Annotated in this window: 13 protein-coding genes; all 13 read left to right on the top strand. The window is 31.9% G+C overall.

The genetic code is table 11. The features are described from left to right. The first annotated feature begins 9 nt into the window (after positions 1-9). Positions 10-1,266: a glycosyltransferase family 4 protein gene (locus ABXQ82_RS16020; protein ID WP_367062052.1), complete on the top strand. Its 1,257-nt coding sequence runs from the start codon at positions 10-12 to the stop codon at positions 1,264-1,266. Beyond that, positions 1,259-2,179: a glycosyltransferase family 2 protein gene (locus tag ABXQ82_RS16015; RefSeq protein WP_367062049.1), complete on the top strand. Its 921-nt coding sequence runs from the start codon at positions 1,259-1,261 to the stop codon at positions 2,177-2,179. Before ABXQ82_RS16020 ends, ABXQ82_RS16015 begins: the two co-directional genes overlap by 8 nt. Positions 2,180-2,192: 13 nt before the next feature. After that, the gene (locus tag ABXQ82_RS16010; protein WP_367062046.1) at positions 2,193-3,098 is read left to right on the top strand and encodes a glycosyltransferase family A protein; all 906 of its coding nucleotides are present in this window, start codon (positions 2,193-2,195) and stop codon (positions 3,096-3,098) included. Continuing rightward, positions 3,095-4,303 (top strand): hypothetical protein, encoded by a 1,209-nt coding sequence (locus ABXQ82_RS16005; RefSeq protein ID WP_367062043.1) that lies wholly within the window; start codon positions 3,095-3,097, stop codon positions 4,301-4,303. The genes ABXQ82_RS16010 and ABXQ82_RS16005 overlap by 4 nt, the downstream gene beginning before the upstream one ends. Before the next feature lie 45 nt (positions 4,304-4,348). Beyond that, positions 4,349-5,359, top strand: a complete 1,011-nt coding sequence (locus ABXQ82_RS16000) for a glycosyltransferase family A protein (RefSeq protein ID WP_367062040.1) — start codon at positions 4,349-4,351, stop codon at positions 5,357-5,359. A gap of 1 nt (position 5,360) precedes the next feature. Then, positions 5,361-6,284: a glycosyltransferase gene (locus ABXQ82_RS15995; protein ID WP_367062037.1), complete on the top strand. Its 924-nt coding sequence runs from the start codon at positions 5,361-5,363 to the stop codon at positions 6,282-6,284. A 100-nt stretch (positions 6,285-6,384) separates the two neighbouring features. After that, positions 6,385-7,545, top strand: coding sequence for an HAD hydrolase family protein (locus tag ABXQ82_RS15990; protein ID WP_367062034.1), 1,161 nt, complete (start codon positions 6,385-6,387; stop codon positions 7,543-7,545). Beyond that, positions 7,538-8,410 (top strand): N-acetylneuraminate synthase family protein, encoded by an 873-nt coding sequence (locus ABXQ82_RS15985; protein ID WP_367062031.1) that lies wholly within the window; start codon positions 7,538-7,540, stop codon positions 8,408-8,410. The genes ABXQ82_RS15990 and ABXQ82_RS15985 overlap by 8 nt, the downstream gene beginning before the upstream one ends. A gap of 10 nt (positions 8,411-8,420) precedes the next feature. Then, positions 8,421-9,818 carry a UDP-glycosyltransferase gene (locus tag ABXQ82_RS15980; RefSeq protein WP_367062028.1) on the top strand — a complete coding sequence of 466 codons (1,398 nt, stop codon included), beginning with the start codon at positions 8,421-8,423 and terminating at the stop codon, positions 9,816-9,818. 104 nt (positions 9,819-9,922) lie between these two features. Next, complete coding sequence (locus ABXQ82_RS15975) at positions 9,923-10,648, top strand: glycosyltransferase family 2 protein (protein WP_367062025.1); 726 nt, start codon at positions 9,923-9,925, stop codon at positions 10,646-10,648. A 1-nt stretch (position 10,649) separates the two neighbouring features. Beyond that, a complete protein-coding gene (locus ABXQ82_RS15970) occupies positions 10,650-11,942 on the top strand; it encodes a hypothetical protein (protein WP_367062022.1) in 1,293 nt (430 codons plus the stop codon). After that, entirely contained in the window at positions 11,939-13,081 is a 1,143-nt protein-coding gene (locus ABXQ82_RS15965; protein WP_367062019.1) for a glycosyltransferase family 4 protein, read from the top strand. The genes ABXQ82_RS15970 and ABXQ82_RS15965 overlap by 4 nt, the downstream gene beginning before the upstream one ends. After that, positions 13,078-14,634: a glycosyltransferase family 2 protein gene (locus ABXQ82_RS15960; RefSeq protein WP_367062016.1), complete on the top strand. Its 1,557-nt coding sequence runs from the start codon at positions 13,078-13,080 to the stop codon at positions 14,632-14,634. Before ABXQ82_RS15965 ends, ABXQ82_RS15960 begins: the two co-directional genes overlap by 4 nt.

Below are 14,634 nucleotides of genomic sequence, written 5' to 3'. Positions count from 1 at the left end.
AGTTTTAGTGTGTTAGATTCTAGTCCAAAAAAGTTAATTGTTTTTAAAATCCCTGAGTTTCCCCATATTTCTGAAACATTTATTGTTGCACAAGTTATTACGGCAATAAAAATGGGTTATGATGTAAAAATTCTTGTTAGAAAACTAGTGACAACAAATGCCGAAGTTTGTTCTGGTTTAATCGAAGAATATGGTTTACTAGAAAAAGTTATAGTTGAAGATTATAAAATTCCTGTAAATAAAGCCTATCGCCTTTTAACATGGATTCAAATTTTAATATTCAATTTTAAGCATCTAAGTCATATCATTAAATACTACAAAGCACATTCTAAGTTTAGCCTTACATGGTTATTTGAATGGCGTTTCTATAAACAATTTAATGATGCAACTATTTTCCATGTGCAATACGGCACCAACCACAAACCTATAGCAGTCTTAAAGAAAATTAATTTTTTTAAGCCACAGACCATAGTTACCTTTCATGGTCATGATGCTTTTTTTCCTCTGTACGGGTATATCCCAAATAATAATTATTACAAAACTCTTTTTGAAAATGATATTTTAATAACAGCCAATACACCTTATCTAGCTTCTAAAATAGAAGGTTTAGGTTGTCCTAATGAAAAAATCAGGGTAATACCTGTAGGTGTAGATACGTCTTTCTTTTATCCAAAAAAGATTGAAAAAAATAAAGAAAAACAGCTAAAGTTAATTACAGTAGGGAGGTTAGATGAAATAAAAGGACACAGATATTGTATAGAAGCGGTAAATCAATTAATTAGAGCAGGAATAGAAGTATCTTTAACAATTATTGGAGAAGGAGCAGAGCGTATTAATTTGGAGCATTTAATTGCAACCTACAATCTTGAAAAACATGTGTTTATGAAAGGCGCAAAATCGCCAGATGAGGTAAGGCAACAACTTTGGAAACATGATGTATATATGTTGTTGGCAGTACCTTTAATAGATGGCAGAAGAGAAACCCAAGGTTTGGCTACACTAGAAGCCCAAGCCTGTGGTTTACCAGCAATTGTTTTTGATTCTGGAGGTGTAAAATATACAGTAGAAGATAAAGTTACGGGATATATTTGTAAAGAATTTGATGTTGAAGATGTTATTAATAAGATTAAGCTACTTGCACTTAATCCTGATAGTTTAAGCGAAATGGGAGCAAACGCTATTGAATTTGTCGATAAAAAATTTTCTCAGAAAGTGATAGATAACAAATGGGCCAACATTTACAGAAAATTTATGAGAGATGACTAGCGATTTAATTTCCATAATAGTACCATGTTATAATCAAGGCGAATTTCTGAACGAAGCGCTTCAGTCCGTTTTTCAACAAACCTATTCCAACTGGGAATGTATAATTGTAAATGATGGGAGTAAAGATGATACAGAAGAAGTAGCTAAACTTTGGACAAGAAAAGATAACCGTTTTTCTTATTACAAAAAAGAAAATTCAGGAGTAAGCCACACAAGAAATTTTGCATTAGAAAAAGTGAAAGGTAAGTTTCTACAGTTCTTGGATGCAGATGATATACTTGATAAACAAAAACTGGAACTTTCTTTAAAAGCCTTTGCAGCTATTGAAAATAAGGACGTTAATGTTGTAGTTTCCAATTTTAGAATGCTATCATACAATTCAGAAAAAACAACAGAACCGTACTGTAATTTAAATGCAGGTTTATTTACTTTTGAAACCCTACTTTATAAATGGCAAGACCCTTTTTCTGTGCCAATTCATTGTGGTTTGTTTGAAGCCTCTTTATTTAAAACCATTCGGTTTCCAGAAAATGTAACAGCTCAGGAAGATTGGATTGTGTGGGTTACATTATTTAAATCTGATTGTAAAGCTGCTTTTATTGATAAACCTTTAGCATTTTATAGATTAAACCCATTGAGCAGAACAATCTCTAAAAGTTATCTTACAGACCAAATTAAAACTTTCGAATATTTTAAAACAATTCTTAGTAAAGAAGAATATCACAGGCTATCGGTTGTCTTGATTTCGAGGTATTATCGCGTCCAGGAAGATTATAAAAATAGATTGCGGACAGTTAAAAACTCAAAACCCTATCAAACGGGGTTACTGATAAAAAAAGTGTTGTCTAAATTGAGATTGCTAAAATTATCGAGAAAGGTTTTTCCAACGTTACTAAAATTCAAATCTAAATAATACAAAACCTTTCATGTTAGCCATAGTAATACCATACTACAAACGTGCTTTTTTTAATGCCACGCTACAATCATTAAAACATCAAACCAATAAAAATTTTAGGGTTTATATAGGAGACGATGCCAGTAGCGAAAACCCATCAGATGTATTGAACAACTATGGCGAGGATTTTAGTTTTGTGTATAAACGATTTGAAACTAATCTTGGGGGAACTTCTTTGGTAAAACAATGGCACCGTTGCCTAGAATTGGTGGAGGATGAAAAATGGGTCATGGTGTTGTGTGATGATGATGCCATTGGCGAAAACTGTGTCGAGGAATTTTATAATAATTTAAAAGAAATAGAACAATTAAGCATAAATGTAATTAGATATGCTACTATTGTAATTGATAAACATGGAGAGCAAATTTCGAAAATCCATAACCACCCGAAAATAGAAAAATCCACAGATTTTTTAATAAGAAAATTAAAAGGTGGCAGTAGAAGCTCCTTAAGTGAATATGTTTTCAGAAAAAATGTTTTAGATGAAGTAAAATTCAAGGAATTGCCATTGGCTTGGTATAGCGATTATTTGGCAGTTTTGGAATGTTCCTATTTTGAGAATATATTCACAATAAATAATGCTATAGTTTCTTTTAGATTAAGCGATTTGAATATTACAGGAAATACCGATGATTTAGTAATAAAAAATGAAGCAACTTTTCAATATTATTATTACTTACTTAGAGAAAAAGGACATTTTTTTGAAAGCGAACAAAAAGAGCAATTACATTATAGGTTAGAGAAAACATTCCTTGATAATAAAAAAAACATAAAATTTTGGCTAAAATTCTCGAAGTATTATTGGGGCAATTTTTATTTTAAGAGGTATTTGTTGTTTCTTGAAAAAATTTTAAAGTCAATAAAATTAATTAAATGATTAAATTTTTAGTAATAGAACAAGACTTGAGAGTATCAGGAACAAGTCAAGGTATTATTTCACGCTCATTTTTAGCCAAGTTAAGAATGGCATATCCTGAATCTATAATAGATGTGCTGTATCTAAAAACTTATGAAAGTGAAGATCAACTAGATTTACTACCTGTTAATTCGATTACATCACATATTATTAAATTAAAACCTCCATTTCATGTCAAATGGATTAATAGAATATCTTGGAGGCTATTTAACTATTCAATGTACGATAGATTTGTGCATCAATCTTTTGCAAAATATATTTCACAAGTTGATATCGATAAGTACGACCATGTTTTTGTAAGAAGTGCAGGCTTAAACCACGAAACTATTTTAGGAACTAAAGATTTGCCTGTGCTAAAAAAAGCAATAGTTAATTTTCATGATCCCTACCCGCTTTATTGGTATGTAGGTTCAAAAAGTGAGCTGTCTGGTGTAGAGCTTTCTAGATTACAAAACATGCAAAACGTTGTTGCACAAGCTCAAAAATGTATGAGTTCGGCAAACTGTATGTCTAAGGATATGCAGTTTTTATATGGGTCGAAAAAAATATTTCATAGTTTGCCCCATCAATATGACGAAAGTGTTTTTGACCTATCTGACGTAAAAGACATCTATCCAAAAACTAAAAAAGTAACTATTTCTTATCATGGTGCCATACAATTTGGTAGAAATTTAGATATAGTTTTAGATAGTTATAAAGAGTTGGTAGAAGCTAACAAGACTTTTAGAGATAATACCGAATTTATTTTACGCTTAAAAAGCTCAGAGTTTAATAGATTAAAAGAAAAATATCAATCAATTGAAAATATTAAAATCTTAAAGAGCATAAACTTTTCAAATGCCGCTCATGAGCAAAAGTACATTGCAGATATAAACATTATATTAGAAAACGGCCCGCTTTATTGTAATATTTTAGTAGGGAAAGCACCGTTTTTAGCATTTACAAAAAAGCCGATATTGTCAATTTCCCCTTTACGAAGTGAACTTAGGGATATCATAAAAGATGGTCAATTTATAGCACATATGAATGACCAACAAGACATCAAGCAAAAGTTGAAAGCTCTCATCGAAAATAGATTAACATCAAATGAAGCTGTGTATCCATTTGGAGATTATTTTAGCGATGAGAATTTTAAAAAGAGTATTGATGCTATTTTAAGTGCTTAAATATTTTGTAATCTGTTATTAATAAAAGCAAACTTTTAAATCATAATGCGAGTAGGATTTAATCCAAATAAAGACAAACCAATAGCTAAAACGGAATATATCCATCAAGTAATTATTCCAGTATTTATACCCAACCACGACGGTTATTTTAAAGATAGTCTCAAGGTTTTTAAACGTTGCGTGACTTCTTTGTTACATACCATTCACGATAAAACATTTATTACAATAGTTAATAACGGAAGTTCAAAAGAGGTTATACAATATCTTAATGAATTATATGAAACCAACAAAATTCATGAAGTAATCCATACTGAAAATATAGGAAAGCTAAATGCTATTTTAAAAGGTTTGGTAGGAAATAAAATTGAATTGGTTACCATATCCGATGCCGATGTTTTTTTTCTTCCAAATTGGCAAGCCGAAACAATTAAAATATTTAGTGAAGTGCCAAAAGCAGGAATGGTTGGTATTGTGCCACAATTTAAAATGTATGAGGCCTACTGCGGAAATGTGATTTTTGATAATTTTTTTAATAAAAATCTTAAATTCTTAGCCGTGAAGAACCCAGAAGCTTTAAAGAAATTTTACGATAGCATAGGCTGGGATAGAACATACAACCAAGATTATTTAAAATATAATTTAGGATTAAAAATTAATGATGATTTGAATGTTTTAATAGGTTCTGGGCATTTTGTTGCAACCTATAAAAAGGATGTATTTAAAGATGTTGTTTCATATATAGAATTTAAAATGGGAGGGATAAGCGAAAAGTATTTAGACAAAATCCCACTAACCAAAGGTTATTGGAGATTGACTACCCAAGATAATTTTGCGTTGCATCTGGGAAACACTTATGAAAATTGGATGGAGGATATTTCAATTTCTGATGAAGTTTTCAAAAATCCAGAATCAAATTTTCATGAAGCAAACAAGGTAAGTCCCTTAAGTTACTTTTTAAAAAACAGGTTGTTCGTTAAATTTATTTCCATCCCTTTTCTGAACAAGTCTTTTTTAAAATTAAAAGGTTTGCCTAAGCAAATGATTAAAAAATATTGATATGAGCTTACCTAAAGCAAAATTCACAATAACAATTGCTACCAAAAATAGGCTTTCAGAATTAAAATATACTTTAAAAAAGATAGCATACCTTATTGAGCGAGAAGATGTAATGTGTATCCTCTGCGATGATGGCTCAACAGATGGTACTTTTCAATATATTGTTGAAAATTATCCTAAAATAAATGTTTTAAGGAATGCTAATTCTAAAGGAATTCACGCTTCAAGAAATAAACTTTTAAACAAAGTTACCACGCCATACATTCTAAGTATCGATGATGATGCCCATTTTATTTCAGATCATGTTTTAGAGACTGTTGAAGCCTATTTTAAGCAGCATCCAAAAGCAGCTTTGTTATCCTTTCGAGCCTTTTGGGATAAGGAAAAACCTTCTTCAACGGACACCATTAAGAAAGCTAAAAGGGTACAGGGTTTCGGAGCTGTTGGGTTCGCCATGCGAACAGAGGCATGGAAAGCCATACCAAATTTTCTGGAATGGTTTGTTTTTTATGGCGAAGAAGATTTTGCTGCATTCCAATTGTTTAAAAAAGGATTGGAGATACATTATTTACCAGAAGTTTTAGTGCACCATCGGGTAAATTTAAAACAAAGAAGAAAGCATAACGATTATAGGTTACGACTACGGCGCGCTATTCGTGCAGGATGGTATATGTATGTGTTGTTCTACCCATGGCGCATGCAACCAAAACTCTTTTTATATACGATGTTCATGCAGCTAAAACTAAAAGTGTTTAAAGGAGACATAAGAGCATTTTTTGCGTTATTGCAAGCCTGCTTTGATGTGATTTATAATTTTCCGAGACTATTAAAGCATTCAAATAGATTCACAAAAGAAGAATTAAATGCATATAAAAACCTTTCAAAACCAGAATATTATTGGTTGCCCGAAAACACTAAAAAGTGAGGTTGAATAAAACCGTAAATTATGTTTTTAACGATAACTTATTAAGAACTTAATGCATTAAATTCTTAATATAAATTTTATCTTAGCCGAAAGTAAAAAGATGTCAAAAACTATAGGTTTTATACCCCTTAGAAAAGGTTCTAAAGGAATTCCGAATAAAAACAAACGAAAAATGGCTGGCCGCCCATTGTTTTCCTGGGTACTTACCGAGGCCATTTTTTCTAATCTTGATGAAATAGTTGTCTATACCGACGATACCATCGTTGCCAATTATATTCGTGAAAATTACAATTGGACAGATAAAGTAGTGGTCATGGCCCGCAGTACCGAAAGCGCAGAAGATACCGCATCAACTGAGTTTGCAATTTTAGAATATTGCGAAAAGATTGACTATAATTTTGATACATTTTGTTTGCTTCAAGCTACATCTCCACTTACGACATATCAAGATATTAATGCATCTTTAAGTAAATTATCAGAAGGATTTGATGCAGCACTTTCAGTAGTTAAAACACATCGTTTTGCGTGGCAATCAAATGGTACGCCAATAAATTATGATTATAATAATAGACCTCGAAGACAGGATTTTGAAGGGTTGTTAATTGAAAATGGAGCTGTTTATGTAACTTCAAAAAAAGCACTTCAAAAAAGCAATAACAGGATAAGTGGGAACATCGCTATAGTAGAAATGCCCGAAGACTCATACCATGAAATTGATGACGAAACCGATTGGAAAATGGTAGAACAGTTATTAATTGATCGATTAATTAGAACTAAAACTAGCAAGCCAATTACGCACTTGTTTTTAGATGTTGACGGTGTGTTTACAGATGGAAAGGTTGCTTTTACTGAAAAAGGAGAGCTTAGTAAAAACTTTGATATGCGTGATGGAATGGGGCTGGAGATTATAAGAGAGTTAGGTGTTGAAGTCATAGTGATGACTTCTGAGAATTCGCCATTAGTAGCTGCCCGAATGAAAAAATTAAAGATTAACGATGTGTATCTAGGTGTTAAAGATAAATATGCACAAATGCTTCAATTGGTAGAGAAATACAAGATCGATACTGGTAACATTGCATATTTGGGAGACGATATAAATGATTTGGCAACAATGTGTTTTGTTGGTTGGTCCATGGCTCCAAATAATGCGATGACGGTTATTAAAAGATATTCTGATATAGTTTTAAATAGTAATGGAGGATCTGGCGCAATTAGAGAAGCTTGCGATCTCATAATAAAATATAATAAGCGCTATGAGTAGATACTCAAAACCATTTATAATTGCAGAAATAGGGTGCAACCATAAAGGCGATATGGAAATTGCAAAAGAAATGATTAAGGTTGCGAAGATATTTTGTAATGTTAATGCTGTAAAGTTTCAAAAGCGAAATAATATAGAATTATTGACTAAATCCCAATATGATGCACCACATCCAAATCCAGTAAATTCTTACGGAAACACCTATGGAGCACACCGAGAATATCTTGAGTTTTCTTTGGAACAACATAACGAATTAAAAAGATATTGTGAAGAGATTGGTATTGTGTATTCTTCTTCTGTTTGGGATCTTACTTCAGCAAAAGAAATAGCTTCGTTGCGTCCGGATTTTATAAAAATTCCTTCGGCATGTAATAATAATTTTGAGATGTTGGAATGGCTTTGTGGCAATTATAAAGGAGAGATACATATCTCAACAGGAATGACAACAAAACAAGAAATTAAAGACCTTGTCGCTCTTTTTCATACTAGAGAAAGAAGTAAGGATTTGGTGCTTTACAATTGCACATCCGGGTATCCTGTGCCTTTTGAGGATGTTTGCTTGTTGGATATTAATTTATTGCATAACGAATATGGAGATACTGTTAAGCAAATCGGGTTTTCAGGACATCATTTAGGTATTGCGGTAGATATCGCTGCATATACCTTGGGTACACCAATTATTGAGAGACATTATACGCTCGATAGAACTTGGAAAGGCACCGATCATGCTGCGTCTCTAGAACCTATGGGGCTTCGTAAGCTTAGCAGGGATTTAAATGCCGTATTTAATGCACTTACTTACAAAAGCAAAGATGTTTTGGATATTGAAGAGGTGCAGCGCACTAAGTTAAAAAACCAAAAGTAGCATAAGATTTATGGCCCCTAAAAAAGTATTTATTCTTTTTCCTGATGGTGTTGGTTTACGAAATTTTGCCTTTACCCAATTCAAGGACATTGGAGATAGTATGGGTTTCAATAGTGTGTATTGGAATAACACGGTTTTTTCTATAAAGGAAACATTAGGTTATCCCGAATTAAAAATTGAAAACACCAAAATTCATCCGAAAACGGCCATTCTTAATCGCGCTCGAAAACGCGTAGAGTTAAAGATTTCAGAAAAACGATTTAATGATTCTGTATATAGCACTTATACATTTCCACTATCTTATAAAGGGGGTAAATCTATTCTAAAGTCGTTAATAGTTAAGTTTTACGAAGGCTTCTATAGCACACCTAAAGGTTGGGGAAAACTTAAAAACAAAATATATAAGGCTGAGAGAAGCACAGAACGTTACAATTATTGTAAAGCGCAATTGAGCGCCCACCGTCCAGATATTGTTTTTTGCACAACACAACGTGCTACCCAGGCTATCGCACCAATATTGGCAGCCCAAGATTTAGGAATTCCAACGGCTTGTTGGATTTATAGCTGGGATAATTTGCCTAAGGGTATGAGTACTATAGAATGCGATTATTATTTTGTTTGGTCGCAGCTTATGAAGGAGCAATTAATGCAGTACTATCCAAAGACAAAAGAACATCAAATATTTGTAACAGGAACACCACAATTTGAACCACACTTTAATCAAAATCTACTTTTAGACAGAAAAGACTTTTTAGAAAAATACGGATTGGATGTTGATAGAAAATATATTTGTTTTTCTGGAGATGATAAAACAACCTCACCTTTAGATCAGTATTATTTACAAGATACCGCCGAGGCCGTAAAAAAACTTAGAGAAGAGGGCTATAATTTAGGTATTATCTATAGAAAAGTTCCAATAGATTTTTCAGACAGATATGATTTCGTTTTAGAAAAATATAAAGATATTATTTCGTCATTAGACCCCATATGGAAACCTATGGGCGAGCGTTGGAATGAAGTAATGCCAACTCGCGAAGATTTTAATCTTTTAGTAAATACATGCCGCCACAGCGAATTAGTAGTTAATATATGCTCCAGTATGGTGTTTGATTTTGTAGCTCATAATAAACCTTGTATTTATCCAAATTATGAACAACCACAATTAAAGCAGGGTATTAGAGATATTGGTCAGAATTACAATTATGTGCATTTTAGATCCATGCCAAAAGATGCCGTTGTGTGGGCTAGTAGTAAAGAAGATATATATTCTGGAATAAAGCTGATATTGGATAATAAAATTGATCCTGTTCCTGTTGCAAAAAAATGGTTTGGAATTGTAAACAGAGGAGACAAACCAAATGAAGCATCCAAACGGATTTGGGAGGGTATGGAAAGTATTTTGCAATAAAAAAATCTAAAATTGAAAAGTTAAACAGCTTTCATACGTCATAAATGTTTTTGTGTTGGAAGTTGTCTTAAAAGAAAATAAGCAATAATTATGTCTAAATAAATATGAATCAAAACATAAAAACACTTTCTATAATAATTCCAGCCTATAATGAGGCTAAGACTATTCATCTTATATTAGATAAAATAATTAAGGTAGAGTTGCTTGATACTATTTCTAAAGAGCTCATTATTGTGAATGACTACAGTACCGATGATACAACCGAAGTCGTTAAAGCGTACATAAAAAACAATAAGACTATTGATATAAAATACTTCGAGCAAGAAAAAAATTACGGAAAGGGGGCAGCATTACATAAAGGGATAGAGAAGGCTACAGGAGAGTTAATCATTATTCAAGATGCAGATTTAGAGTATGACCCTAGCGAATATAATATTTTATTACAGCCAATTTTAGATGGTCATGCAGATGTAGTTTATGGAAGTCGGTTTAAAGGAAGTAAACCGCACCGCATCTTGTTTTTTTGGCATAGTTTAGGAAATCAATTCCTTACATTTTTAAGTAATATGATGACCAATATGAACTTTACGGATATGGAAACCTGTTATAAAATGTTTAGGTCAGAACACTTGAAATCTCTGAATTTAGTAGAAAAACGATTTGGTTTTGAGCCTGAGGTAACTGCTAAAATATCCAGGATAGATAACATTAGAGCTTATGAAGTTGGAATTAGCTACTACGGAAGAACTTACAACGAAGGAAAAAAAATTGGTTGGAAAGATGGCATGAGGGCCATCTATTGTATTTTGAAATATAAATTTGTGAAATAATATGTTTTTCAAAAAACACGTTTTTATAATTTTATGTGTTTTAGTATTCTTAATTCCTAAGGCATACTATGTATATTCAGCCTATAAAACCAACCACTACACCAAAGAAAAAGTTTATAATAGCGGAGATGAAACCCATTATTTAAAAATTGGTAAAAACCTAAGCAAACATTGGGTCTATTCTGATAACGATTCTAACATCCCAACAGAACATGCTACTTGGCGTCCTCCAATTTGGCCATTTGTTTTAGCATTATTTTACGTCATAACCCATAATATTTTTGGCTTAATATTGCTAAAAGCTTTGTTGGAGTTAGGTGTTATTTTAGGAGCGCTACTACTTTTTAAAAAACACTTTAAATACAGCTTCTTTCAGTTAGCACCCTTTTTAGTGCTATTGTTAGAGCCGCAGTATATAAAGTATTCCATAACCTTTTTGTCAGAGAGTATTACAGCCTGTTTGTTGTTAGTGTTAACAGTCTTTTTTATAGTGTATGCTCAAAGAAAAAAGTTCAGCACGCTTATTATTGTTTGTAGTGCTCTAGTAGTACTTTGTCATCCTGTAAGTGTGTTTTTTGTTGGAGCATTGTTATTGTTTTACGGATTAATTAATATTAGAAAACATACCATTCAGGTGCTTTTTCATAGTATTTTATTTATTGTTTTAATGGCTATATGGCCAATTAGAAATTCAGAAACGTTTGATAAGGGACTGTACCTTACAGCATCTCAAGGCGCAGTACTTTCTAAAGGATGGAATAAAAATGTTATTAATAACTTTAATAATGTAGATGGCGATTTAGCCAACGAGGCACTAAATTTAACAGATTTCCCTTCAGAACAAATAGACTTAGAAAATTTGAGTATTCTTGATAGAAATTTGATGTATAAAGAAAGTACTATCAAATTTATAGCGTCTATTGATTTAAATGAAAAGTTGGCTCTAATGTTTACTAAAGTAAAGGCTAATTTTAACCCTTTACCAATGTTAAAAAAAGATACATTTCTTGACAGGATTGCAATACCGTTTCGAATTTTTTACTTATTTATTTTTGCCCAAGCCCTATATCTATTAATGTTTAAAGGAAAGAGTGGATTGAAAGAAGAAATATTCCATAGCTGCTTGGTGGTTTTAGCAATAATTATTGGACAAGGTATTATGTCTATTTACGCCTATACAGGTTTAAGATTCAATTCCATATATGGTTTAGCACTACTATTTATGGGTATTTTAATTAATTTGGATTTTTTGAATAAACAATTAAGTACACTATTAATAAAAATAAATCAATGAAAATAGCCTTTCTAACTCCAGAATATCCTCATCCAGAAATTGGACATTCAGGAGGAATAGGTACAAGCATTAAGCATTTAGCAGAAGCTTTGGTAATTCAAGGCCATGATGTAGTATTACTGGTTTATGGACAAAAAAGGGACCATCAATTTAAAGACGATGGTATTCAGTTTTACGCCATTAAAAATGTGAAATTAAAAGGGTTGTCATGGTATTTAACCAAAAAGAAGATTGAAAAATTAATTAACACACTTCATTCAAAAAAAATAATAGATATTGTTGAAGCACCAGATTGGACTGGAATTTCTTCGTTTATTAATCCAACATGTCCAATAGTGATTCGGCAGAATGGCTCTGACACTTATTTTTGCCATTTAGAAGAACGTAAAGTCAAATTCATCAACTTCTTTTTTGAAAAAAAAGCGTTGAAAGATTGTGATGGTATTATATCTGTAAGTGCTTTTACGGGTCAGCTAACCAATAAATTGTTCCAACTAAAAAGGCAATTTACGGTCATACCAAATGGAATTAATACTGAAATTTTTAAATCTGAAATTCAACATAATGAAAACGAAAATCCAATTATGTTGTATTTTGGAACACTTATTAGAAAAAAAGGATTATTAGAATTACCTCATATATTTAATCAAGTTAATTCAAAAAAACCTAATGCACGATTGGTTTTAATAGGTAAGGATGCTTCCGATATTAAAACAGGAAATAATTCTACATGGTCATTAATGAAGCCGCTGTTTTCGGAAGAAGCATTTAAAAACGTAGATTATAAAGGTAGTGTACCATATGAAGCGATGAAAAATCATATTGAAACTGCAGACGTTTGTGTGTTTCCTACTTTTGCAGAAGCGTTACCTGTTTCTTGGTTGGAAGCCATGGCAATGCAAAAAGCTATAGTAGCATCAAATGTTGGTTGGGGGCCTGAGGTTATAGATGATGGTGTTAATGGGTTTTTAGTAAACCCAAATGATCATAATTCGTTTGCAGATAAAATAGACGGGCTTTTAAATAACAAAGCGTTGAGACGGCAATTTGGAGTTGCTGCAAAAATAAAGATAGAGACTACTTTTGATAGAAAAATAATTGCAGAAAAAAGTGTAGAATTCTATGAATCTATATTATGATCATAATCTACCATCAAAATAACTGTGTAACTTCTATTTGGAATACTGCTATTTCCGAAGGTGTTCAAGCGTCTTCAAAAAAAGTATCAAAAGTACTTTTCGAGCTTGCAACAGCATATCCTGATGAATTTATAGTTTGGTGTAACGAACATATAAAAGATGATTTAAATCTTGAAGAATTCCAGAACGTGGCGCTTCGGCAAAAGGCTTTAGTGTCCTTCAATTTAAACGAAACACCCTATTTAACAGATGCCATTGGTTATGTAAACGAAACGCCTTTTATTAAAATCAACAGAAAGGTTGTATATCCAACTTGGTTGATGAGTAGTATTATTGGTGGTGTAAATGCGTCAATTCTATTGGCAGTTGAACATCAAATAACTCCAGATACTGACTTTGATTATTTTTTAAATTCATTAGCGAGGCTAAGTATGCCCTTAGGCGTGTTGTGTTACAGTAATCCTAAATTATTGAAAGCGAATGTTTCTGCTAAAATCAAACTTGATAAAACCGCAAGTAATTTTGTGCTATTTAAGTTTGTGAAGCAGCATTATAAGGCGGTTTGGGTATTTCTGCTATTTGTTAATTTAATGATTTATCAAAATAGGCGCTCTGTGTTATCACTATTGTTTTCTTTAGTTTATAAAAGGAGAGCATTAAAAGAAAATAGTTTTAATCATATAAAATTAGAGGAAAAAGCGATTTCAAAAGCCAATAATATTTCTATAGACGTTGTAATTCCAACTATAGGAAGAAAAAAATATTTATATAATACGCTTAAGGATTTATCACAACAAACATTACTTCCAAAACAGGTTATTATTGTTGAACAAAATCCAATTACTGATGCCAAAACTGAATTAAATTATTTGGTAGAAGAGAAATGGCCTTTTAAAATCAAACATCATTTTACACACCAAACAGGCGCCTGTAATGCAAGAAACATCGCTTTAAAAATGGTAAAGAATGAATGGGTGTTTTTAGCGGATGATGATATTGTTTTAGATCATGAATTTTTTGAAGAAGCCAGTAAAATTATCAATAATTCAACACAGAAGGCATTTACTTTTAGGTGTCATTTAAAAGAAGAAAAAGAGCTTTTTAAAACAGTCAAACAATGGGAAACGTTTGGTTCTGGTTGTAGTATTGTAAATATTAAGGACATTAAAAAGATGCAATTTTCAATGGCATTTGAGCATGGATTTGGAGAAGATACCGATTTTGGAATGCAATTAAGAAACAAAGGAGTTGATATAATTTATCTTCCCGAACCTAAAATTTTACATCTAAAAGCTCCTTTTGGGGGCTTTAGAACAACACCTGAATTACTCTGGGATAATGATACAATTAAGCCTAAGCCTTCACCAACAATACTATTGTTTTTTAAAAAGTATTTTACCACAGCACAAATTTTAGGGTATAAAACAACATTGTTTTTAAAATACTATAGAGTTCAAAACATTAAGAATCCATTCAAATATTATAAAAATTTTCAAATAGAATGGGAAAGAAGTCACTATTGGACAAATCAATTAATGCAAAACCATAATTAA

This window comes from Algibacter sp. 2305UL17-15 (genome assembly GCF_040720935.1).
In the GTDB taxonomy this organism is placed as follows: Bacteria; Bacteroidota; Bacteroidia; order Flavobacteriales; family Flavobacteriaceae; genus Jejuia.
This window is presented reverse-complemented; position numbering and strand designations above follow the sequence as displayed.

Bases quoted from the DNA above. Each gene is read 5' to 3' on its own strand.
- ABXQ82_RS16015 (WP_367062049.1), top strand. From the start codon at position 1,259: ATGACTAGCGATTTAATTTCCATAATAGTACCATGTTATAATCAAGGC.
- ABXQ82_RS16010 (WP_367062046.1), top strand. From the start codon at position 2,193: ATGTTAGCCATAGTAATACCATACTACAAACGTGCTTTTTTTAATGCC.
- ABXQ82_RS16005 (WP_367062043.1), top strand. From the start codon at position 3,095: ATGATTAAATTTTTAGTAATAGAACAAGACTTGAGAGTATCAGGAACA.
- ABXQ82_RS16000 (WP_367062040.1), top strand. From the start codon at position 4,349: ATGCGAGTAGGATTTAATCCAAATAAAGACAAACCAATAGCTAAAACG.
- ABXQ82_RS15995 (WP_367062037.1), top strand. From the start codon at position 5,361: ATGAGCTTACCTAAAGCAAAATTCACAATAACAATTGCTACCAAAAAT.
- ABXQ82_RS15990 (WP_367062034.1), top strand. From the start codon at position 6,385: ATGTCAAAAACTATAGGTTTTATACCCCTTAGAAAAGGTTCTAAAGGA.
- ABXQ82_RS15985 (WP_367062031.1), top strand. From the start codon at position 7,538: ATGAGTAGATACTCAAAACCATTTATAATTGCAGAAATAGGGTGCAAC.
- ABXQ82_RS15980 (WP_367062028.1), top strand. From the start codon at position 8,421: ATGGCCCCTAAAAAAGTATTTATTCTTTTTCCTGATGGTGTTGGTTTA.
- ABXQ82_RS15975 (WP_367062025.1), top strand. From the start codon at position 9,923: ATGAATCAAAACATAAAAACACTTTCTATAATAATTCCAGCCTATAAT.
- ABXQ82_RS15970 (WP_367062022.1), top strand. From the start codon at position 10,650: ATGTTTTTCAAAAAACACGTTTTTATAATTTTATGTGTTTTAGTATTC.
- ABXQ82_RS15965 (WP_367062019.1), top strand. From the start codon at position 11,939: ATGAAAATAGCCTTTCTAACTCCAGAATATCCTCATCCAGAAATTGGA.
- ABXQ82_RS15960 (WP_367062016.1), top strand. From the start codon at position 13,078: ATGATCATAATCTACCATCAAAATAACTGTGTAACTTCTATTTGGAAT.